The sequence below is a fragment of the Pseudovibrio flavus genome (assembly GCF_009711345.1).
GTDB classification, from domain to species: domain Bacteria; phylum Pseudomonadota; class Alphaproteobacteria; order Rhizobiales; family Stappiaceae; genus Pseudovibrio; species Pseudovibrio flavus.
The window spans coordinates 206,790-230,092 of sequence record NZ_SMMA01000063.1; the positions used below are offsets into that span (position 1 = coordinate 206,790).

At 52.6% G+C, this 23,303-nt stretch carries 17 protein-coding genes; 5 read left to right on the forward strand and 12 right to left on the reverse strand.

The annotated features are described in order from the left end of the window. Window positions 1-242: 242 nt before the first annotated feature. Window positions 243-1,376, reverse strand: a complete 1,134-nt coding sequence (gene tcuB, locus E1162_RS12800) for a tricarballylate utilization 4Fe-4S protein TcuB (protein ID WP_155131534.1) — start codon at window positions 1,374-1,376, stop codon at window positions 243-245. Then, window positions 1,363-2,766 carry an FAD-dependent tricarballylate dehydrogenase TcuA gene (gene tcuA, locus E1162_RS12805; protein WP_155131537.1) on the reverse strand — a complete coding sequence of 468 codons (1,404 nt, stop codon included), beginning with the start codon at window positions 2,764-2,766 and terminating at the stop codon, window positions 1,363-1,365. The genes tcuB and tcuA overlap by 14 nt, the downstream gene beginning before the upstream one ends. Window positions 2,767-2,885: 119 nt before the next feature. On the opposite strand from tcuA, the gene E1162_RS12810 reads away from it, so the two are divergent. Continuing rightward, complete coding sequence (locus tag E1162_RS12810) at window positions 2,886-3,548, forward strand: GntR family transcriptional regulator (protein WP_371311931.1); 663 nt, start codon at window positions 2,886-2,888, stop codon at window positions 3,546-3,548. Window positions 3,549-3,607: 59 nt separating this feature from the next. Here the strand turns inward: E1162_RS12810 and E1162_RS12815 are convergent, their stop codons facing one another. The 6 genes from E1162_RS12815 to E1162_RS12840 all read right to left on the reverse strand — a co-directional run bounded on the left by E1162_RS12815 (window position 3,608) and on the right by E1162_RS12840 (window position 10,644). Then, window positions 3,608-5,101 carry a carboxypeptidase M32 gene (locus E1162_RS12815; protein ID WP_155131542.1) on the reverse strand — a complete coding sequence of 498 codons (1,494 nt, stop codon included), beginning with the start codon at window positions 5,099-5,101 and terminating at the stop codon, window positions 3,608-3,610. Next, complete coding sequence (locus tag E1162_RS12820; protein WP_155131545.1) at window positions 5,098-6,141, reverse strand: ABC transporter ATP-binding protein; 1,044 nt, start codon at window positions 6,139-6,141, stop codon at window positions 5,098-5,100. The genes E1162_RS12815 and E1162_RS12820 overlap by 4 nt, the downstream gene beginning before the upstream one ends. Further along, entirely contained in the window at window positions 6,138-7,106 is a 969-nt protein-coding gene (locus E1162_RS12825; RefSeq protein WP_155131548.1) for an ABC transporter ATP-binding protein, read from the reverse strand. Before E1162_RS12825 ends, E1162_RS12820 begins: the two co-directional genes overlap by 4 nt. Then, window positions 7,103-8,029 (reverse strand): ABC transporter permease, encoded by a 927-nt coding sequence (locus E1162_RS12830; protein WP_155131551.1) that lies wholly within the window; start codon window positions 8,027-8,029, stop codon window positions 7,103-7,105. The genes E1162_RS12825 and E1162_RS12830 overlap by 4 nt, the downstream gene beginning before the upstream one ends. Further along, the gene (locus E1162_RS12835; protein ID WP_155131554.1) at window positions 8,029-9,003 is read right to left on the reverse strand and encodes an ABC transporter permease; all 975 of its coding nucleotides are present in this window, start codon (window positions 9,001-9,003) and stop codon (window positions 8,029-8,031) included. Before E1162_RS12835 ends, E1162_RS12830 begins: the two co-directional genes overlap by 1 nt. A gap of 72 nt (window positions 9,004-9,075) precedes the next feature. After that, window positions 9,076-10,644, reverse strand: a complete 1,569-nt coding sequence (locus E1162_RS12840; RefSeq protein ID WP_155131557.1) for an ABC transporter substrate-binding protein — start codon at window positions 10,642-10,644, stop codon at window positions 9,076-9,078. A 230-nt stretch (window positions 10,645-10,874) separates the two neighbouring features. On the opposite strand from E1162_RS12840, the gene E1162_RS12845 reads away from it, so the two are divergent. From E1162_RS12845 to E1162_RS12860, 4 genes are read left to right on the forward strand one after another with little or no spacing between them, the layout of a single operon-like run. Then, window positions 10,875-11,870 (forward strand): GntR family transcriptional regulator, encoded by a 996-nt coding sequence (locus E1162_RS12845; protein WP_155131560.1) that lies wholly within the window; start codon window positions 10,875-10,877, stop codon window positions 11,868-11,870. 2 nt (window positions 11,871-11,872) lie between these two features. Continuing rightward, window positions 11,873-12,574 (forward strand): creatininase family protein, encoded by a 702-nt coding sequence (locus E1162_RS12850; protein ID WP_155131563.1) that lies wholly within the window; start codon window positions 11,873-11,875, stop codon window positions 12,572-12,574. Beyond that, window positions 12,571-13,590, forward strand: a complete 1,020-nt coding sequence (locus E1162_RS12855) for a ketopantoate reductase family protein (protein ID WP_155131566.1) — start codon at window positions 12,571-12,573, stop codon at window positions 13,588-13,590. The genes E1162_RS12850 and E1162_RS12855 overlap by 4 nt, the downstream gene beginning before the upstream one ends. Beyond that, the gene (locus tag E1162_RS12860; RefSeq protein ID WP_155131569.1) at window positions 13,581-14,333 is read left to right on the forward strand and encodes an SDR family NAD(P)-dependent oxidoreductase; all 753 of its coding nucleotides are present in this window, start codon (window positions 13,581-13,583) and stop codon (window positions 14,331-14,333) included. Before E1162_RS12855 ends, E1162_RS12860 begins: the two co-directional genes overlap by 10 nt. Window positions 14,334-14,456: 123 nt before the next feature. On the opposite strand, the gene E1162_RS12865 is transcribed toward E1162_RS12860, so the two are convergent. From E1162_RS12865 to E1162_RS12880, 4 genes are all read right to left on the reverse strand, one after another. After that, on the reverse strand, window positions 14,457-19,592 hold the full coding sequence (locus E1162_RS12865) for an Ig-like domain repeat protein (protein WP_155131572.1): 5,136 nt from the start codon (window positions 19,590-19,592) through the stop codon (window positions 14,457-14,459). A gap of 181 nt (window positions 19,593-19,773) precedes the next feature. Further along, window positions 19,774-21,288 carry a tripartite tricarboxylate transporter permease gene (locus E1162_RS12870; RefSeq protein ID WP_155131575.1) on the reverse strand — a complete coding sequence of 505 codons (1,515 nt, stop codon included), beginning with the start codon at window positions 21,286-21,288 and terminating at the stop codon, window positions 19,774-19,776. A gap of 18 nt (window positions 21,289-21,306) precedes the next feature. After that, window positions 21,307-22,008: a tripartite tricarboxylate transporter TctB family protein gene (locus tag E1162_RS12875; RefSeq protein WP_155131578.1), complete on the reverse strand. Its 702-nt coding sequence runs from the start codon at window positions 22,006-22,008 to the stop codon at window positions 21,307-21,309. Window positions 22,009-22,096: 88 nt separating this feature from the next. Further along, the gene (locus tag E1162_RS12880; protein ID WP_155131581.1) at window positions 22,097-23,080 is read right to left on the reverse strand and encodes a Bug family tripartite tricarboxylate transporter substrate binding protein; all 984 of its coding nucleotides are present in this window, start codon (window positions 23,078-23,080) and stop codon (window positions 22,097-22,099) included. Between the last annotated feature and the right edge of the window lie 223 nt (window positions 23,081-23,303).

A 23,303-nucleotide genomic window follows, 5' to 3' on the forward strand; every position in this document is an offset into this window, starting at 1 on the left:
AGTCATTCCGCAGGAAATCGAAGTGGAAGCTTTTGAAGGCGCAGTTGAGAAAGCCCGCGGTGAAAACGAAGTGCTTGAAGCGCTGCAAAACGGCATGAGCACCGCTGACGCCTTCAAGAAGTTCGGCATCATGTAATCAAAGATTGGATGGGTTCCTCCAAAACTCCACCATCCAAAAAGCCCCGGCCATGCAGCATGGTCGGGGCTTCTTTGGTTTGAAGTTCTTTTGGCAAATAGCGCGTTTATGCCGCCATCTTGGTCTCTGTTTTTACCGGTAGAGCTTTCCCGTTTTTCTCTTCGTATGCATGAGCGATGAGCGCTACCAAACGATAGAAGCCGTGGGTGAATTTGCCATAAGGCACTGTAAGGAAAAACGTAGCCACAAAGCCCAAGTGGACGGTGAGGGCGAGGCCGAGCAAGCTTGTTCCGCCCAAGAAAACCAGAGCAAAACCGGTTAGGCTGACCATGAACAACAGCACAAGGAACGCGATATCCATGCTTGTGGTGTTTTCATCTTTCACACGGTCATCAGCCTTGCCTTTAAGCCACAAAAGCCCAGCAGGACCTATAAGCAGGCCAATGCCGCCCAGACTACCGAGAATTTTGGGCAGGCTGGTAAAATCATAGGGCGCGTGAAGGCCGGCAAGGTAGTGCATGATGGTTCCAGCCGAAGTGGCGGCAAAGCACAACATGAAGCCATAGAACGTCATGTGATGGAAACGCCTACGCCACTTCGATGGTTTCTCATCCGGGTATGTGCAGCCATCAGAATTGCCGCCACCCATGTACTTAAGCGTGAGCGCGTCGTGAATAGCTTGTAGGATTTCAGCTCGCTTTAGGCCTAGCGGACTGGGAAGTCCGATTGCAGACCAAAAACGCGCAATGCCCATGAACAATGCGAAGAGCGCAAAAATCGCCACGAAGCCGAAGATGCCTGCCATAACGTTGTGAGGCATGATGCCGTAAAAGCCTTCGGGATTAGGTGAAAAGAAGGCTGCACCTCCAACGATCATTGAGGTCAAAACCGTAAAGCCGATTACTGCGGCGCTGCCAATTCCAGCGACCCAATAGCCGTTCTTTTTGTAGATGCCCTTCATCACCGGCGGCCAAGCATATTCACCATAGCTTTCCGTGCGTACCTTGGAGAACGTTTTCGGCACGTTGACGTCAAACTCGTGCGGGTCTGCGTATTGGCAATGGTGGTAGCAAGAGCCGCAGTTATGGCAAAGGTTTGCGAGGTAGTTCAGGTCAGCGGGGTTAAACTCTAGCCGCTTCTCCATTGCCGGAAATACTGCACAATGCCCCTCGCAATAACGACAGGCGTTGCAGATAGACATGATGCGGTCGGCATCTTTCAGGGCCTCAGTTAAGTGCATGGCGAGCGGCCTCCTTACCTGCAATGCGGCCAAAGACACCGCCAATAGTCATACCAATTCCAGCCAGATACCCTTCACCCAAAACGTTTCCGGCCATGATTTCACCTGCAGCAAAAACGTTAGCTGAAGGTTTCCCGTCATCCATGAGCATCTGGGCGCGTTCATTTACTCCCACTCCCAGATAGGTAAAGGTGATGCCCGGTCTTAGTGAGAACGCTCTGAACGGCGGTTTGTCGATTGTTCTTGCCCAGTGGGTTTTGTTCACCGCCAGGCCCTCGGTATGGCAATCATCCAGTTCTGTGTGATTGAAGGCGCCGTCCACGACAGCGGCGTTGAAGTCGCTCACTGTTTGTTCAAGCGTCTCAACAGGTACGCCAATTTTTGCAGCAAGCTCCGGAATGGTGTCGGCCACTTCTGGTTTGAATACCGGTGGCATAAACATGCCCTCGGACTTCTTATCGATTATGACGTGAGCCAATTGCTCTGGTTGACCTGCCACAAGGCGTCCCCAAATAGCATAGCGCTTAGGCCAGAAGTCTTCGCCTTCATCATAGAACCGCTCACCATTGACGTTCACAACGATTCCTAGAGAGACGCAGTCCACGCGGGTAACAATGCCGCCGTCGAACTTTGGTGCGCGGCCATCAATCGCAACCGCATGACATTGCTTCGGGTCGCCAATTTGTTGCGCACCGCAGGCAAGTAGTGTTTTGAGTAAGTCGCCGCGGTTATATGGCGTACCGCGAATGAGGAAGTTTTTTGCCGTCGGTCCCCAAGCTTCTTCTAACCATTCTAGATTGGCCTCAAACCCGCCAGCAGAGGCTACGAGCGTTTTTGCTTTGGCAACATAAGTGCCTTCTTTGCTCTCCACTGTGGCACTTTGGAAAAAGCCGTCCTGGAAATCCAGATCCTTAACTGGCGCATCGTATGCCACCACTACACCGAGGTCTCGTGCACTTCGGTAAAGCGCGTTCATCACTGCCTTTCCGCCGCCCATGAAGAAGGCGTTGGTTCTTCCAAGATGTAGCGTGCCACCGAGTGCAGGCTGAAAATGGACGCCATGATCTTGCAGCCACGCGACACTTTCAGATGAGCCGCGAATGGCCATGCGAGCCAGTTGCTCGTTGGTTTTGCCCTTGGTGACCCTCAGCAGGTCTTCCCAATACTCTTGTTCAGGATATGCGTCCGTTAGCACGTCCGTGGGCGCATCATGCATAGCACGCAAATTACGTGTGTGGCGGCTATTGCCCCCGCGGTGCGTGTGTGGCGCGCCTTCCAGCACACAGACCGTTGCCCCTTTTTCAGCAGCGCAAACGGCTGCGGTCAAACCGGCATGCCCGCCGCCGATGACCAGAACATCGAAGGTGCGGCCTTCGATTTCCTCCCTCATGGTCTCACTCCAAGTAAATATGAATACCTATGTATACAGATGTATTCAGAAATATTTCTGATTGCAATAGACAATTGGAAGTGGCAGAAAAATCGACGGATCTCAGAGGAGGAATGCGCGTGAGTACAGAGGAAGGCGGCGAGCAATCTCGCAGTCAAGCGGCTTATCAGAAACTGTTTGAAGCGATTCAAACAGGCGAAATCGGGCCGGGTGCGCGCATTCGGGAAGTCGAAATCGCGGAACGTTTTGGGATCAGCCGCACGCCCGTGAGGGATGCTATTCGCAGGCTAGAAGGCGAAGGGTTGATCGTTCATGAGCCGCGGCTTGGTGCTGTCGTAAAGCAGATGAGCAAGCGTGAGGTGATCGAGCTTTACGAGATGCGGGCAGTTTTGGAAGGTACAGCAGCGCGCATGGCGGCCCAGCATGCTTCTGAGCCGGAAATCAGTGAGCTGGAAGAGCTAAACGCTTTGATGCTTGAAGCTGATGGAGATGAGCGTAAAGCCGCTGCCGCAAACCGACAGTTCCATACATACCTCTACCATGCTGCGAAAAACCCGTTTCTATTGAAATCGGTTATGGCGCTTAGCAATGCGCTCGCGGTGTTAGGTGGTACAACGTTGGAGGGCTCGCCCCGTATCAAGGAAGCCTACGAGGAGCACAAGGCAATTCTTGAGGGCATTCGTCAGCGTGATCCTGATAAGGCTGATGCCGCTGCACGTAAACATATTGAATACGCGCAGCGGATGAGAATGCGCTTGATGCGTGAGGCCCAAGAAATTTAGCCGAAGGGTACGGGCGTTGTTGAACGCCTTCCTGCACGCATCACGCTTCGTGCTGTGGCTTAGTTGAATTTGCCAGAAAGGTAATTCAGGTAAGCGGTTGGATCATAGGCGTTGCAGCCAATGCCTTCGAGGATTTCAGCGCGGCTAACAGCGCGGCCGTGCTGCCACACCATTTCGCCAAGCTTGGACTGAATTTGCTCCGCATCACCGCTCATCATCTTGGCGTGAGCGTTTTGGTCAGTCGCTTTGATGTGCGCCATGATCTGGGCTGCTGTACTGTTGCCGATTGTATAGGTCGGGAACGAACCAATGTAGCCGTGAGACCAATGAACGTCTTGCAAGCAGCCAAGACCATCGTTTGGCACGCAAAGTCCGAGGTCGTTTTCCATTGCTTCATTCCATGCTGCTGGAACATCTGCAACACTGAGCGAACCATCCATCAATGACATTTCGAGGCGAACCCGTAGCATGATGTGCAAGTCGTAGGTCATCTCATCCGCTTCAACGCGAATGAGGCCCGGATCGACGCGGTTAACGGCTGCTACAAACTCCTCAACGCTCACATCACCCAGTTGGTCAGGGAAGGTGTCACGCAACGTGCCGTAGTGCTTCGCCCAAAAGGTTGGAGAGCGGCCAATGTGGTTTTCTAAAAGGCGCGACTGGCTTTCGTGCATACCAAAACTGTTACCGCCTACAGCATACAGCCCGATCATATCGGTTGTATGAGCGCTGCGGGTGTACTCATCCTTCACGCCCTGTTCGTACAGCGCATGTCCCGTTTCATGGATGGTGCCGAAGATGGCCATCGGCAAGTAGTTAGGGTCCCAGCGCGAGGTGATCCGCACATCGTTGCGGGTGAAGGAAATCTCGAACGGATGTACCGTGGTATCGAGGCGGCCACGAGCGGTGTCGTAACCTAGCTCTTCAGCAATCTTGGCGCAAAACTCTCTCTGCTTTTCGATGTTGAAATCACGGTACAAGAAGTCTTTGCGCGGTGCAGGGCGAGACAACGCCGTTTCAAGGATCGGCCGAATACCGCTTCGCAGTTCATCAAAGAATTGAGATAGACCGGTTGCGGTTGCTCCGCCTTCATAAACCTGGACAAGCGGGGTGTACGGGTGATCTTCATAGCCAAGGCACTGAGCGGTTTCTCGCGCCAAGGAAACGATGTCTTCAAGATGAGGCTGAAACAGTTTGAAGTCGGCAGTGGCGCGCGCATCTGCCCAAGCATTGCCAGCAATTACAGAAGCCTCTGCCTTACGGCGCAGCAATGAAGCAGGGATCTTGGAGTGATAGGAACTCGCTTCCAAAACAGCACTTGCTGCGCGGCGATCCGTTTCACTTTGCGCGGTTTCAAAGACGGCCTGTGCGGCCTCGACCATTGCAGGATCGAGGACCATATCACGCGCGATACCCATGAGAGTTGCGATCTGGTGGCCGCGGGTTTCAGCGCCCCCAGAAGGCATCATAACCCGCGCATCCCAGCTCAGGAGGTTGACTGTACTGAGCACGTCATTCAGGCGGCCAACAAGACCCTTGAAGTTCTCGTTCATGCAGCAGCTTCCGTAAATACGGGAACAGAGGCCTCAGCGCCTGTGCCACCATTATGGATATGGCAGGCAACGGATCGGCCTGTTCCCGCTTTAGCAATAGTTGGAATTTCAACTTTACAACGCGGGCCCGCAAATGGACAGCGCGGATGGAATGCGCAGCCAGACGGAGGATTGATCGGCGATGGAATTTCGCCCTGAATTGCTGCAAATGATCTCTTGCCTACGCCGAGCTTCGGAACGGAATCGAACAAAGCGCTGGTGTAAGGGTGCAAAGGCTTTTCATAGAGATCGCTAGCAGGAGCCAGCTCCACAAGACGGCCGAGATACATAATGGCTACGCGGTCGCAAACATGGCGGACCACGGAAAGATCGTGGCTGATGAACAGCGCAGTCAAGCCGAGGTCTTTTCGCAAATCAATGAACAGGTTGAGAACCTGCGCCTGAATGGAGACGTCGAGAGAAGCCACTGCTTCATCCAGAACCAGCAGTTCTGGAGACATGGCAAGCGCACGGGCAATAGCAACACGCTGGCGCTGACCACCGGAGAACTGGTGTGGCAGGCGGTTCGCATAGGCTCGCTCAAGGCCAACCTTCTCCAACAACGCTCCTACGCGGTCATTGACTTCCTTTGCAGGAATGAGGCCATGAATGCGCGGTCCTTCAGCAATGATCTCACCAACTTTCATTCGTGGGTTCAAACTTGCAAAAGGGTCCTGATGGATCATCTGCACACGGGTTGTCTGCTTTTGAACTGCACCGTGCACCTCTTTGGCAACAATGTCGCCGTTAAGCAGCACTTCGCCTTCAGTCGGCGCATAGATACCCGACACAATTCGGCCCAGTGTGGACTTGCCACATCCGGATTCACCCACAATGCCGAGAACCTCTCCGCGCTCTACTTCTAGAGACACGTTGGATACAGCGTGCACGGTGACCGTGGAGTCCTTACCAGTAACGCGGTCAATTGCAGCAGCAACAACGCCCGGCTTGCGAGTGAAACGCTTGGATACTGCGTCGATTTTCAGCAGGATATCGCTCATGCTGCAGCCTCCAGAGGGCGGTGGCACACTACCCGGCGACCACTAAGGTCGTGAGCAGGTGGCTCACCAAGACAAGCTTGGTTTGCAACGTTACAACGAGGACGGAACGGGCAACCCTGTGGCAGCTTGGAAAGCTGCGGAGTAGCACCCGGAATCTGCGGCAGCTTCTCACCTGCTTGGTGAAGAGACGGCACAGACTCAATCAAACCACGGGTATACGGGTGGCGCGGATTGGCGATAACTTCTTCCGCCGTTCCAGTCTCCACAATGCGGCCTGCGTACATTACAGCGATGTCGTCCGCGAAAGACGAGATCACAGCAAGATCGTGGGTTACCCAGACGATTGCCGTGTTTGTTTCATCTGCAAGACGGCGAACTTCTGCAAGAATCTGGCCCTGAATGGACACGTCGAGTGCAGTGGTCGGCTCATCGGCAAGGATCACTGCAGGCTGGTGCAGGAGCGCCGTAGCGATTGCAACACGCTGGCGCATACCACCGGAAAGCTGATGCGGATAGGCCCAAAGGCGTTCACCAGCAGACGGAATACCTACGATCTCCAGAGCAGCTCTTGCACGGTCCCAAGCAGCACGCTTGGTGGTTTTTTCGTGAACACGAACGGCCATTGCCATCTGGTCGCCGATACGCAGAACAGGGTTCAGCGTCATCATCGGGTCCTGAAACACCATAGCGATATCACGGCCACGCATCTGTCGCTGCTCGGTTGCGCTGAGTTTACGCATATCCACGCCGTGAACGAAGATTTCACCGGCGGTAACGCGGCCCGGGTTGTCAATCAAACCCATAATGGAAAAGCCGGTTACACTCTTGCCAGAGCCACTTTCGCCCACAAGGCCCAGCACCTTACCCGGCTCTACCTTGAAGCTTACATTATTGACTGCGGTGACAACGCCGCCACGGGTTTCAAACTGCGTGGTGAGACCACGAACTTCTAGGGCAGCGGTCATCGGCTGTTCCTCGGATCGAGCACCTTACGGACCTGATCACCTACCAGATTGATGGCGATAACTGCGATCATGAGGCCAATACCCGGATAGATGGACAACCAGTAACGGTCGGAGTGAATGTATTTAAAGCCGTTGGAAATGAGAGAACCCAAAGACGGCTCGGTAAGCGGCAAGCCGACACCTAGGAAGGAGAGGGTGGCTTCTAGCGCAATTGCGGAGGCGACCTGAACCGTTGCCACAACGATGAGCGGAGGCATAACGTTTGGCAGCAGATGGCGGAACAGAACACGGTGCGTTGGCAACGGAGTAGAGCGTGCAGCTTCAATGTAGTCTTTTGAGCGCTCAACTTTTGCAGCACCGTTCGTGGTGCGGGCAAAGTAAGCGTACTGGGCGACCACAAGAGCCATGATGATCTGCATAATGCCCTGACCCAGAATAGAGATCATCACCAGTGCCAGAAGGATAGCTGGCATAGAAAGCTGCAGATCAACAACACGCATCAGCACGGCTTCAATCTTGCCGCCAAAGTAAGCAGCAGTCAGGCCTACGCAGATGCCGACGAGAAGAGCCAGAGCGCCAGCGGATAGGCCAATCATGAAGCTGGTGCGCAATCCATAAAAGATTGCTGAGAGCATATCGCGGCCAACGTTGTCTGTACCGAGAATATGGATATAGCCGCCAGAGCCTTCGGAACCCGGTTCAAGGAACGCGTCCATCCAATCCAGCATCGCGAGATCGTAAGGATCTTGCGGCGAAAAGATTGGAGCGCCAAAGGAAACTGCAAACAGGGCAATGATGACAGCCAGTGCTGCCAGAGCAACTTTTGACTGGCTGAAGTCGGAGCAGAAATTGCGCAGGCGCTCAACGCGCCCTTCAAGTGGGTTTTCTACTTGTACAGGTGGCGTGGTTGAGATCTCGGCCATTATGCGCCTCCTTTTAGGCGGACACGCGGATCAAGCCACGCATAGATCAGATCAACAGCGAGGTTGATGAAAACAAACAGGATAACAACAAGCACCAGATAGGAAACCATAACAGGGCGGTCTAGCTGCATGATGGAGTCGATGATCAGCTTACCAACGCCCGGCCAAGTAAAGACGCTTTCGGTTACAACGGCGAAGGCCAAGGTGGAGCCAAGTTCAAGACCGAAGACGGTTACAATTGGAATGGAGATGTTGCGTAGAATGTGGCTGAAAACAATCTGGTTATCCGGCAAGCCCTGAGCGCGTGCAAAGCGCACGTAATCCATGGACATCGCTTCCACCATACCTGCGCGTGTCAGGCGGATGAGAAGGCCCATTTTGAACAGCGACAGGTTGATTGCTGGCAAAATGATATGGCTCCAGCCATCTGCAGTTGCCAGAGATGTTGAAATGCCAAGGAAAGAGCCAACGTCGCCGCGGCCGCCAGAAGGCAGTACACCCAGCTCAACGGCAAAGCCCATAATCAGCAGCATGCCAATCCAGAAGGTCGGTACGGAGAAGCCGAGTACGGAAAGAGCCATGATAAGTTTGGCGCTTTTGCTTTCCGGGCGGTAGCCAGCCCACAAACCTGCAGGAATGCCGATAACAGCAGCGATGCCAACGGCAACCAGAACGAGTTCCAAAGTAGCAGGAAAGCGCGAAAAAACGAGTTCGATTACCGGAATGTTATAGACCAGAGATGTTCCCATATCGCCTTGGAAGACGTTTTCAAGGAAAGTCCAATATTGAACGTATAGCGGCTGGTCAAAGCCATACTTTTCAATCATCTGCTGACGAATTTCCTGTGTTGCACCAGGATCAATCATCACGTCGATTGGGTTGCCGATGGCGAAAACGCCAACAAAGACGATCACCGACATAGCGAAGACCACAACCACGGCTTGGGCAAGCCGGGTGACGAGATAGCTGAGCATTTAACCTCTAGATAATTGGTCGGCAGCAATAGCTGCGCCCATAAACGGGACGGGCGCAGCGCTTTTTCTTGATTACTTAGCCGGGGAGATTTCGTAGGCGCGGATTTCTTGGTCTACGCGTGGCTCATAAGACAGCAAGTTAGCTTTTGCTGCAGAAACGAACTGGAGAGTGATCGTTGGGATCTGAGCGCGGTCTTCCATAGCAATTTCACTTGCCCGCTCATAAAGAGGGCGGCGTGCTTCTGGGTCGAGGGTCTGAGTGCCCTGCTGGAATACCTTGTCAAACTCTTCGCTTGCATAACCGGTACGGTTGAAGTTGCCGAAGCCAAGCTCGTCGTTGCGAGAGTGGGTCAGCGCACCATAGGTGTATGCTGCTTCACCGGTAATTGTGCCCCATGCGGACATGGACATGGTGTACTCACCGCGTGCATCTGCAGGGAAGAATACGGTACCGTTGAGAGCCTGCGCGTTTACCTTCAAGCCAAGGCGGGACCACATCTGTGCCAGTGCTTCACACACTACGCTGTCGCCCGGTACACGGTTGTTGGTACAGGTGAAGTCGATCTCGAAACCTTCTGGGTAACCAGCTTCAGCCAGCAGAGCTTTTGCCTGTTTGATGTCGTAGGAAGCTGCCGGAATGTTTTCGGAGTAACCAAAGAAGCCCTTTGGCATCAGCTGGTTTGCTGGGGTGCCAAGACCTTCAAGAACAATCTTCACGAGGATTTCGCGGTTGATCGCAAGGTCCAGTGCTTTACGAACGCGAATGTCCTGCAATGGGTTGCCTTCAACTTCAACGCCGTTGACTTTGATAGGCTGTGGTTCAACGTCTTTCACGTTTGGCGCGATGTTCAGGATGTAAACGGAGTCGCCAACGAATGTTTCAACGTCGCTGTCGTTCTTCATCGCAAGGTAGTCAGCTGCCGGAACATAGTTGATCATATCAACCTGACCAGAGCGCAGAGCCGCTACGCGTGCAGCATCGTCAGCGATTTCGCGGCGAACAACGTTTTCCCAATGGGTTTCGCCTGCCCAGTAACCGTCGTTGCGCTTAAGCACGAGGTCGCCCTTAGGCTGCCAAGACACGAAAGTGTAGGGACCGGTACCAACCGCTTTTTCACCGGAGTTAAACTCGGCGTTGCGTGCATCCATTCCGGTTTCAGAAGGGATTACAAACAAACGGGTGAAGTCATTTGGTAGAGACGGAGCAATACCATTGGTGTGAACATGGAGGGTGTAATCGTCAATAACCTCTACGCGATCTACATACTTTGTGTAGAGGGTCATAGGGTTTGGACCGGTCACATGAGGAATACGATCGATGGAGAATTTCGCGTCTTCTGCGGTAAATGGTGTGCCGTCGTGGAACTTAACGCCTTCACGCAGCTTGAACTCCCAAGTCGTGTCAGCGACTGCGGCCCAGCTAAGAGCTAGGCCCGGCTTCAACTGAAGCTTGGCATCAACATCTACGAGAGTGTCGTAAACGTAGTGCAGAGCTTCTGCTTGTGTGCCGAGGGTAGACCAGTGCGGGTCGATGGAGTCTGGACCTGCGCGAACGCCGATAACCAGATCCGCAGCGAAAACGGTTGGTGCAGAGACCAAAAGTGCGACGGCAGCTACCGCGCATTTTAGAGTATTCTTCATGATAATTGCCCCAAGAGACCACGTACAAGTGATACAAGATTTATAATGTTATCATTGCCTGTCACATTAGGGGCTGCCATAGCGCTTAGTCAAGCTGAGGGAAACTCAACCATGTTACAAACAAAATGAAACTATTCAGAAATTATAACAAAGTTGCCCAATAATTAGGCTTGAAGGTGCTTTCAAGCTGATTGACGGACCCTATTGTTTTAGTGCAGTGTAACAATATTATGGATGCAAATCAGAACACCACAGACATGGCTATCGATAGAATAGTTGCTGCAATAGACCGCGGTTCTCCTGTGTCTTTGTCGGTGCAACTTAGGGGCGCGCTAGAGTTCGGTATAGCGTCAGGTGATTTACCTGCTGGAACTCGTATGCCGACCATTCGGCATCTTGCCCAAAAATTAGCCATGTCGCCTGTAACTGTGTCTAATGTTTATGCAGGATTGCAGAGCTCGGGTTTGATCGAAGGCCGTGTTGGCGCGGGAACCTTCGTAAAAGATGAGGGAAGACGCTTATCTGCTCAACTGTCTAAAGAGTTGGATGAGCGGATTGTTGATCTCGTCCGCCTTGCACAAGTCTGCGGCGTTTCGCGGGAGGAACTGGCCCTCAGAGTTAGTATGGCACCGGTCCCTAGCGAGCAACGGTCTCTCCGGGTTCTGGTGGTCGGCAATTTCGCGCCTGCTACCGGAGGCTACGCTGATGAGATCCGTCCTTATTTGCCGAAAGGTGATGAAGTGTTTTCCATCACCTATGCGCAGTTCGCACGCACACCTCCTAAGAACATTGATTTCATCGTCACCACAGCAACGCTTCAGAAAAAGGTGGAGCAGGTAACACCGGATGTTCCGGTTCTGAGCCTGACTATGTTGGTTAATCGGGTGACCCGCGTTGCGCTCGCCAGCATCCCGTCAGAATCCAAGGTTCTGGCGTATTCGTATTTTTCAAGTTTTGTTACCGCTATGAGAGCGGGCGTAGGCCGGTACGCTCCTCAAATTGCGGGTCTTAAGATGATTGTTCGCGGTGAGCGCGGTTTGGATGAAGCGCTCGCGGAAGCTGATGTTGTTGTTTACGCATCAGGTGCCGAGTTCTTGCGGGAAAAACTACGCCCTGACCAAAGCTGCTTTGAATACCGCCATACGCCAGACAGGCATTCAATCGAAACCAAACTTCTTCCAGCGCTGGATGCGCTGCGAACCACCACTGGTAAATTCAGGAAATAACAATGAAAATCGCCAATTCAAATTGGTTTGAGGTCGAAGAATACCTCAAGAACGACGATCGCGCCGTATTGCCTTTGGGCAGCACCGAACAGCATGCGTATCTCAGCCTGTCGGTGGATTCCATCCTTTCTGAAGAGGTGGCTGCAGCCGCAGCGGAGCCTCTCGGCGTGCCGGTATTTCCTGTAGTTTCATACGGTCTTGCGCCATATTTCCTTGGTTATCCGGGTTCTGTTTCACTGAAACTGTCAACCTACGCAGCAGTTGTGCGCGATATCTTGGATAGCCTTTACGCAACTGGTTTCCGCCGAATTCTCATCGTGAACGGACACGGAGGCAACAGCCCAGCACAAGTCGTCGCAATGGAATGGATGGAAGCGCATCCGGATGCAAAATGCCGTTTCCATGATTGGTGGCGTGCGCCGAAAACATGGGAATGCGTTCAGGAGATCGATCCTGTTGCAAGCCATGCTTCGTGGATGGAGAACTTCCCGATTACCCGTCTGCCTGGCCGAGAACTGCCAAACGAGCAAAAGCCAATGGCCGATTTCTCCAAACTTCGTGATCTAAACGCTGCTGGTGTGCGTGAGTTCATGGGTGATGGTAACTACGGCGGCTACTATCAAAAGCCTGACGAAGATATGAACCGTTTGTGGTCTATCGCAGTTGAAGAAACCCGCGATCTTCTTGAAGGCGATTGGAAATGAGCGACGCTCCAATCCTAATCTGGGGTGCCGGCGCTATTGGCGGCATCATCGGCGCGTATCTCGCGCGGGCTGGTCACAAAGTGCATATGGTAGATATCGTTGCCGAGCACGTTGAAGCCATGCGCACCACCGGCCTTGTTATCGAGGGGCCGGTTGAAGAGTTTACTCAGGTTTTACCTGCAAGTACGCCGGAAGAGCTTGAAGGCCAGTTCGAAACTGTGTTTCTTGCGGTTAAGGGGCATCATACAGCGGGTGCCCTTGAGATGCTTATCCCGCATCTTGCCCCGGGTGGTTATGTGGTCTCTGCCCAAAATGGCCTGAATGAAAAGGTCATTGCTGAACGGATTGGCGCGGAAAACACTGTTGGCTGCTTTGTAAACTTTGGCGCTGATTGGTTGGAACCGGGCCGCATCCTCTATGGTAACCGCGCGGCTGTTGCGATTGGTGAGCTAGACGGCACTATGAGTGATCGTATCGCTCACCTCCATTCACTGCTGCAAACTCTGGAACCGGACGCCGTTGCGACCGATAACATCTGGGGTTACCTGTGGGGCAAAATGGGCTATGGAGCTCTGCTTTATTGTACAGCGCTGACGCAAGATTCCATGGCCGCTTCTATGGCACGCATGGAACATCGCCCGGCATTTGCCCAGCTCGGCCATGAAGTGATGAGCCTTGCTAAAGCGGTTGGCGCGTCTCCAATCGGCTTCAACGGCTTTGATCCCGATGCCTTTGGAAGCAATGACGCTGAGGGCATCAATCGAGCGATGGACCTGATGGTTGCGCATAACAGCAAGACAGCCAAAACCCACTCTGGTATCTGGCGAGATCTGGCAGTGCGAAAGCGCAAGACCGAAGTCGATGCTCACATCGGCGCCATGGTTGAAGTGGCAGCCGAAGTTGGCCTTTCTGTGCCAGTTCTTGCCAAGATGGTTGAACTCATTCACGACATTGAAGAGGGACGTCGCGAGCAGGAGCCTGAGCTCGTTGATATTCTGGTGTCGCAATGCAATTAGATCTTGAAGGCAAAGTCTTTGCTGTGACCGGCGCTGCTCAAGGCATTGGCGCTGCAATCGCACGCCAACTTGTAGCGGAAGGTGCAACGGTTGCTGCGATTGATATCGACGCCAAAGGCATGGAAGCGCTTCAAGCCGACGGTATCACGTTGCATAGCGGTGATCTGGGTGATCGCGAAGGTGCGCTTGCTGTCTGCGAAGACGTTTTGGCGCTGCACGGCAAAGTCGATGGGCTGGTTACCTCTGCTGGCGGTGTGCGCGGGCAGGTGGGTCGGCCGCTGGAAGAAATCGACACGGCGGATTGGCAGGCCATCTTTCAGGCCAACGTCGATGCGGCCATGTGGTGCGCACAAGGCTTCGTTCCTTCCATGAAGGCCGCGGGTAGTGGTCGCATTGCGACCATTTCGTCTGGCGCTGGTCTTAAGCCGAGCCTTACGGGTATTCAGGCCTATGCATCTGCAAAGCATGCGCTTGTTGGTCTAACCCGCCAGCTTGCGTTGGAGTTGGGGCCTTGCGGCATAACGGTTAACTCCGTTGCACCGGGCTTCATCCTCTCCAATCCTTCAACGGAGAAGCAGTGGGAAGCCTTTGGGGCCGAAAAGCAGCAGGCTATTCTTGGCAGTATCCATATGCGCCGTTTGGGCGAGCCGCAGGATATCGCGGATACAGTTGCCTTCCTTTGCTCGGATAAAGCGGGCTGGATTACCGGTCAGATCATCAGCGTTGATGGTGGTCACGCTTAAGTTCAGTTCATCAGTTTGATGACAGCAAAAAAGCCAGCCTCTGTTATGAGGCTGGCTTTTTTGTATTTGTGTTGAGTTCGATGGCCTCTGGATTGGGGTTGTCCCCGATCAGAAGGCTAAACCTTAGAACTTGTAGTTACATTTCAGACTCAAGCTGGTTGTGTGATTGTCGTTCACATTCTCGCTCTCAAAGCTGATGTTTGTTTGTCCGCGCCCTTCTGCGAAGGAGGCGCCCAAACCCATCTCCATGCCGTAACCGCAATCCGTTTCGCTATCGGACCCGCTATAAGCCAAACGCTCGCAGATGAGGGATGGCTCAAGGTTCAGCATACCGTCGTTTAGCGCTGTCAAAGGAACAGCAAAGCGCGGAGTGAACGCAAAGCGGGTTTCGTGGATTTCATCACTGCCCATTGCAACCGCTTCGGTCCAGCCGTCAACAGTCGCATCAAGCGAGGCATCCTCCAGGAAGATACTTGTGTGGTGGAACTCCATGGCTGGCTCGATAGAGAAATGCTCAAAGGTATGCTTGCCCGAGATACCAAAGCTCGCCTGTAGAGCAGTGCTTTGATACTCACCGTCGATGCCGATAATTGCATCCTGCAGGCCCATATCATGCTGCAAGCGGGCAAGAGATGCCTGACCATCGATGACGACACTATCGCCAATCAACTTAGCACCATAGAGCCCCAGATTAACGCCTAGCGTTCCAACCCGTCCTGTCAGGCTGCCGTCTATATCGGTGCTTGAGCCTTCAGCGCCAAAGTAACCCGCGAGCAGCAGGCTTGGCGAAACGCGCCGTTCTGCGGCAATCGCTGTGTTGAACTCCACTGCAGTTCCAAGGTCGTCCGACCGCGTAATCGACATATCGCCATAATAAACGTAGTCGAAGGCATCCAGATGCTTTCGCCCTTCAAGGCCGCCTTGCAAGTTGCTCTGCTCATCATCAGCGTTGACGTTGAAGATATAATCTAGCGGTTTATCTGCAGCGCGGGCAACGGCCTCATCTCCGCCTCTTAGTCGCTCACGAGCGCCTTTCAGGAAGTAGTCAGACTGTTTGCGGCGAGCGTCAGCCGCGCGAAGCGCGTCCTCACGCATAATTCGGGCAACCTCTTCCCGCTTTTCATCAAATAGCCCCTGAATATCTGGAGAAACAGGAGTGGTATGCCCATGTTCTATTTCATTGGTTGCGTTTGTGCCGCGAACCACTACTGCAAATCGATGGGTACCTTCTTGTGCCAGCCAGCTTGTACGGGCGATGCCATGCTCATCAACATCGCTGCTACCAACGTGCTGGCCGTTGATTTTGAAATCGACTGTCAACGTTGGCACCGGAACCGGGGTGCGAGCTGCCCGCATTGGTGTTGCAGGAGGCGCCGGTTCGATAACGTCTACGTTGGCGACAAGGTCAACGGACTGGCCATGAATAGGGCGTTCGCTAAAGGTTAGAGATACATCCAGATCATATCGCTCCACGCCCAAAGACAAACTGTCACTGTCTTGAGCCGAGAAGGTGCTGTCGCCTTTGTAGCGGGCAATAAAGGATGCTGCGAGCGCGGTGTCTGAGCGCCAAACGTGCGATGCCTTACCATCTGCAAGAGTAAGCGTTGTTAGCACATTACCATCGAGCAGTAGGTCTACTTCGCCGGTGGGTATGAACTCGGATTCCGGTGTATCACCTGCTTCAATTGATAGGGTTATATCCTGCCCGATTTTGGGCTCTTCAAGATCGGAGATGAGTGTAACGGTCGGCGCTCTCCGGTTTACACTTACAACTAAGCCCAACGCATTGATTTTATCAAATGTGGCGTCGCCCAGATACGTAGCGTTAAAGTTCACCGCACCTTCGGTGTCTGCAGTCCACTCATAGGTCGCAGAACCATCGACCAGTTCAATCGTAGTTTCTACAGCACCATTGATAAGCAGTTCGACCATGCCGGAAGGCACAAAAGAATGACCGGTTGCTTCTCGTAAATCCATGGAGAAGATGATGGTTTCTTTGACCTGCGGCTCTACGTTATTGACGGAAAAAATAAATTCCGGGGCTCTTAGTGAAACGTCTATCGTCTTCTTTGGGCTTTCAGCTCCTGCGAATATCCTGTTTTGCGCATAGCTTGCGACAAAATCAGAGCTGCCTTTGGCATCTGGTGTCCAGCTGAATGTCGCCGCACCATTGTCGTCCAGAGCATAGGTGCCGAAGTCGGCTCCATTTTTCGTGATGATGACCGACCCTTCAGGAACGATTTTTTCTGCTGCCGCGCTCTCGTCAGAGGCTTTAATTGTGAAGGTGACCGGAGCGCCCACATTGGGGTTCGAGATGTCTGACTGCAATGATACGGCCAGCGGGCGTTTTGTGACGGTGATATTTTGCGTCCGCTCTGCGGCAGGGAAGGCAGCGTCACCACTGTAATTGGCAGTGAACGCATAACTTGCATCCGACTCTGGCGTCCAAATGTGCGTACCCATTCCATCAGCGAGCGTTTTGGTAACAGGCTGCTGATCAGTTGCCGTAATCGTGACATTGCCCGTGGCGATACGCTCGCTACCATCTCCCGCTGAGAACTGGAACGTAACCGGCTCATCGACGACTGCAGATGCTCCGCTACTGTTGAAGCTAAAGCCGTCCGGCCGCTTGACGACGGTCAGGTTGATTTGCTCTGTTGCACCCGCGAAATGCCCATCCTTATTGGTATATGCAGCCGTGACGGTGTAGTCACCCTCTCCCGTTGGTGTGTAAGATGTCTCTGCAGTACCTGCTGCATCAAGATCGACCGTCGCAACGATTTGGCGGGTCAGGCTGGATGTGAACACAACGGTGCCGGTCGGTACAACCGCACTATCATTATTGTCAGTTACCGTCGCAGTTAGCTGGACGGGCTTTTCAACTTCATTGCCTGATGCTGGCTCGGCACTGAGGTTTAACGTAACAGGCCGCGCGTTAACCGTTAGCGGTTTGGAGACACTCAGACTTTCAAAGTTGCTGTTACCGGGGAATGATGCTGTTACTTCAAAGTCACCTAGCTTGTTCGCAGTCCATGTGTGACTGTATTGTATGATTGGTGAGGAATTGGAGCCGACCACTTCCTGCTGTGTTCCATCGGGCCATTGGAAAGTTATTTTCTCTTCAGGGCGATCCAGTGGGTAGTAGTAAGTGAAGGACGCTGTACCAGTTATTTCATCGCCGAAATGCGCTGCACTTTTGCTAAGTGACAGAGTTAGCTTGGGCGTAACTTTCAATATCTCGAAAGTCTCGGTTACAGGGGTTGCAGCTTCATAGACGTCTGAGGCGCGGCTCGTCAGCTTTATGGTTGCAGTGCCTGCTGTTGTAGGCGTCCATGTTACGGTTGCAGTTCCATGGGTTGGATGCCCATACAGCTGTTCATGCTTCCCGGAGCCCCCTTCAAGACCAAGCTCTGAGGCCCCGTGCCATGCTCTGACCCGAGATTCATTTTGATCATCCAAATCAATCAGAGAAACGGTAATTTCTTTTTCGCTACCAGCTCTCCAATCGGTTGGTATGTTGGGCCTAAGCTCAGCTCTGCGTTTGCGTACGCTGAACGTGGTATCAGATGAGACCGTTTCCTCGTAATAGGAAAATGTGGGCTTGTAGCTGGCAGTTAGCGTTACATCACCTGCCACAGCGGGGGTAAAGTACTTGCTGTATGACTCCCAGTAGTTGACCCCCTGTGTGGAGTTGTTTCTACGTAATTCCACGGGACTATCGCCAATTCCTACAACAGTAACTTCATCCCCCTTGGGTACTTCGTCCTCATTCAAATTCGTGACCCGAGCTTTGTAAGTGATGGTTCCCTTAGCAACGAGGTCTTCTGTTACTGGAATGAGTTCTACTTCTATTTCCCGATATTTTGCCACCCAAGTCTGAGCAGCAGAACTGGTGTCAAAATAAACGTCATCGCCCAAGTAACGAACTGCTATAGATTGGTCGCCTTTGTTGGTGGTATTCAAAGTCAACACGGCGCTGCCTGAGCTATCCAGAGCAACAGGAGAACGTTGGTAGCCATTGACCAAGAGTGCCACCTGACCGGTGGGTGTCGGGCCACCACTAGAGCTTACAGTAACGGGAACCTGATAGTCTTTATCTGAAAGGAAGCTGCCACTTGGAAGCGTCGGCTGCTGTGGCGGAGAAAACGAGATCTCTACGCCCGCGCCAACTTCGACCGCAGTAGCAGTCTCACCAAAATGGGTAAAGGTATGTAGCGTGGCTTCAAAAGTATGCGTGGCATTCCTATCAGGCGTAAAGATATAGGTATGCCGACCACCGGAAAATGAAGAGAGTGGGATGTTTCGTCCAACACCGTTTTCGGTGAGCTTTACATATCCTTCTGAGAGATCGGCAGGTATGGCGATCGTGACAGGGCTACCTTCTCCAACAATAGCAGTGGGACTGGTTTCGATTGAAACCGTCGCGGGCGCTTTCTCATAGTGTATTGAAAAAGTGGAGTCTTTTTTTGCGAACCAATCGCTTTTGTATTGGAGGAGCGTAAGAGATTTCGCAAAGAACCCATCCGAATCGATCACCTCCTGACGTGGATGAACGTCGATACTAGGCACGACAAACTCATTGCCCGTGTACACTCTCGTGTTCTGTCCGCCTGCGCAGAAGAGCGCCTTACCATTGCTATCTTTCACGTAACATGATGCTAATTGGTAGTAGATCCCATCCGAGTTTTGTGAATCCAAAACCTTCTGATGGCCTGCATCAGACATTCCAGAACGCTCGATCACTGCAATGACTTCTGAATTAAGCGGTACTTTTATGGGTTTGTATGAAGGTGTATGTGAGCTTCCATTGTGGTCGATTATTTTGTGAACGGAAGCGCCCTTAAACGCAACTTTTACTTCGGCATCTATTACGAACCGACATGCCTTACCATAAGTGGCCTGGGCAGCGCTGTCTGGATGATATTCCCAATGAATGGAATGGGCTCCACCAATTTGGCCGGGAATGTCAATATCGACATATCCGCCGGTGTAGCTGGAGGTGATCGTTGTTTCTGCCGCCAGCCGCCCACCGACGAAAGCCTTTACGGTCCCCGTTGGCGGCGGTCCTTTCCTGCCCTCCAAGGTCGGGCTCAAGGGAAGGATTTCTCCTTCCTGATAATTAACCCGCCCGCTAAAACCATTTGTCGCCAAGTTTGCGACGTTGCACTCTTTCAACGCAAGGCTTGGAGTTGTCATCGAAGCGATCAGAAGAATTTTAAGGACTATGATCGCTAAGATGCGAAGAAGTGTGCGTAGCATTTTTATCGCTCTATGGTTTTATTCGAAGCTATATGGGTAGTTGAAGGAGATTGGAAGAAGTTTAGTTATTTAAAGTATTTAGACGTATCTCAAAGGCTAAATGTGGCCCAAATAAAAAAGCCCGCCGGTCTGCCGAAAAGGTCGGCAAATCGCAGCGGGCTTTATTGTCTTGACTTGGATATTACGCTTTTTTCTGCTTACGTAAACGAGGCAGCAGAAGAGCTAGCGTGACACCAACCAGCATGGTCAATGCGATAGGGCTCTGAACGAAAGTCAGGTAGCTACCTTGAGCCAGCTTAACTGCAAGGCGTAGGTTTTCCTCTAGCATCTGGCCAAGGATCAACCCGAGCACCAAAGGACTGACCGGATAGTCCGCCTTCTTCATTAAGTACCCGAAGACGCCTAGAGCAAACGCTACACCCATGTTGTAGGTCGCGGTCAGTGGAGCCTGACCATCAACTGCGTAGGTGCCGACGAAGGAAAGCATCGCAACAATCGGGATAAGAAGGGAAGGCGGGATACCGAGTACTTTCGGGAATAGGCGAATACCTGCCATCTGGAACACAAACATTGCGATCAGAGACAGACCCATGCCGAAGAAGATGCTGTAAACCAGCGGCATGTTGGACACGAACAGTTCGTGACCTGGAACAATGCCCTTAACAAGCAGAGCACCCAGCAGAACTGCTGTTACAGCGTCGCCTGGAATACCGAGTGTCAGAACTGGAATGAGTGCGCCGCCGGTAACCGCATTGTTCGCGATTTCTGGAGCAAACACACCTTCTACAGAACCGGTGCCGACTTTATCAAGTTTGGAACCCGGCTTGTTGGTGATGTGTTTTGCGCGCTCATGGCTAAGGAATACGGCAATACTTGCGCCGGTACCCGGAATTGCACCGATCACCGTACCAATACCGGTCGATTCCAGAATAACGCGCCACATCTGGCACAGCTTCTTCATGGTCGGGAACGGGTAAACCATCTTCACCTGCGGCATTGCGAGGTTGCCGGTTTTCAGGCGTTCCAGATCGTAAAGCACCTGCGAGATACCGAAGAGACCGATAAGGGCAGGGATCAGTTTGATGCCGCTCTGAAGAGGTGTCGAAGACAGTACGTCAGCAAATGGCATGCGAGGTGCGTTTGTGAACGGGTCGGTACCGATCAAGGAAAGGCAAACGCCGAGCGCTGCCATCATCACGCCCTTGCTCAAGTCCTTACTGGTTACTGCTGCAATTACAGCCATACCAAGGAAAGCGAGCATGAACTTTTCAGCCGGACCAAAGGCAAGGGTTGCCTGTGCTAGGAACGGTGCAAAGAAGGACAGGATGAGAAGAGAAAGGAAACCACCAATAAGGGATGCAAGCGCCGCACTGCCAAGTGCAAGGCTGCCCAAACCTTTTTGAGCCAGTTTGTAACCGTCTTCTACCGTCGCCAGAGCGTTCGGGTTACCCGGAATACCAAGCAGAATTGCCGGGATAGAAGCACCGGAAACGGCACCAGTGTAAACCGAGATAAGCAGGGCCATACCGGTTGCAGTTGGAAGGTAGAATGTGATGGGCAGCATCAATGCCACGCCCATCGTTGCGGTCAAGCCAGGCAGAGCACCCAGAATGATGCCGAGAATAGAACCAACGACCACCCAGAAAATTGTCTGGGCGTTCATAATCAGATCAAGGCCGCTAAGAATATCAGTCATGAATGTAATCCCGGCTGCTTACCAGAAGAGCAGGCCTTGAGGCAGCTGCACAAGAAAGATGAGGCGGAAGAGCACGTAGACAGACAAGGTTGTGCCAACGCTGGTCTGAATGAGCGTAACTTCCTGACGGGTCGCGCCCAGTTTAGGAAGCAGATAGCCAACCGCGATGAAGAGCAGCGGGAATACGCCCACAACTGCAAGGGCCTGATAGAACGGGTCGCGTAGCTCATAATATCCGTGGGTTCTCGCGAGCTTGAACATCGTTTTGATGATCAAACGAGAAACGGAATACATGGCGACGAGGTAACCTGTTGTCACCAAGCCCCAAACAACCGCACGGATTGGGGACGACGCTTCAGAGATCGCGCGCAGGTTCAGCCAGATCAGAACGTAGAGAATTACGCCGGTAGACAGAAGGAAACCGACATGGCGGAACGCAGCGATGAATACGATAGAAAGCACCACATTTAGGAAAATGAGGGTGCGAGCATTCGCCGGCAGTCCGCCTTCGCCTTTTTCTTTCAAGCTCTTGAAGAAGGACCAAAGGGCGCAGGCGGCAAACACAAGGGCAGCACCTACAGGTACCACCGCTGAGCCCGGATCGTATCCAAAGCTATCACCGATCATGGATGTTGAAGGCATGCCAAGTGCAAATGCCAAATATCCGATCGCTGAGATGAACAGACCGAGCGGAAAGAGCTGGTGCAGCGATAAGCGCATATTTTTGTGTTTCACTGGGGTTATGAAACGCAAATAGGTCGGGGCGTTAACCCCGGCCTATCTGCTGTCTCGAAAGGGGGGGCGTTTCTTATTTCTTGTTATAGAGACCAGCTTCGCGAACCAGTGGTTCGAAGCCTTCTACAAGGCTCTGGAAGTATGCTTCAGCTGCGTCGCCTTCGCTGAAGTCAGCAATAACGCCGTTGTTTGCCATGAACTCTGCATAAGCTTCAGATTTGAATGCCTGAGCAAAGGTATCAGCAAGAATTTTCTTCACGTCAGCAGGTACGTCTTTATGTACTGCGAGGGACTTGTAAGAACCGCCTGGTACAGCAAGGTCGCCGTGGCCGGTTTCAGCAAGAGTTGGAACGTGGGAAAGCGCATCAAGGGTAGAGCGGTTTTCGTAAAGAACAACAAGTGGCTGCAGTTCTTCAGCGTTCGCAAGAATTTCGGACTGGGAGAAGATACCAGCTTCACAACGACCGCCGAGAACGTCAGCACGCAGGTTCTGACCACCGTTGAACGGGGTTACGTTGAATGCGCGGTCAAACTTGAGGTTGATGCCAACGGATGCAAGGCCGGTTGCGCCGCCCATGCCTGCGTTACCAAGGCAGATGCTGCCTGGCTTTTCTTTTGCCGCTGCGACAAGACCGTCAAAGTCTTTGTATGGACGGGATTTCAAAACAGCAACGATGAATGGATCCCAGTTCAGGCCAAGGATCTGGTCCAGCTGGTCGTAACCAGGGGTCAGACCCTGCATGGTTGCGCCAATGGTGTGCGTGCCGGAAGCCAGAACAGCATAACCGTCAGCAGGCATCTGAAGCATTTCGTTGGTGCCCTTCGCGCTACCAGCACCAGAAATGTTTACGATCTGAACGCGTGCAGGGAGGTATTTTTTTACTTCCTCAGTGAGCTGACGAAACGCAGTGTCGGTGCCGCCGCCGGCAGCAAAAGGCACGACAACAGAAACAACCTTTTCTTCATCTGGCCAGTCTTGAGCCATAGCGCCAGAGCTAAATGCTGCGGAGGTTAGAAGAAGGGAGGTAGCTGCCAAGAGGCCTGCAAACTTTTTCATCCTTGGTTTTCCTAATTGGACGATCGATTAGTTTTATGGTCAGTGCATGAGCAGTGATTAATTTGATTAAAGCAATTTAATATGACGTTCCTATAACATGAAAATATGTGTAAACGCCTAAATAGGGCGAAAATGTGTGGTTTTGACATAATTAAGTTGAATTGGTGAACTTAATAAACCTATATCAGGCCATGTGATTACCATCCTGTCGCAGGGGTAATGC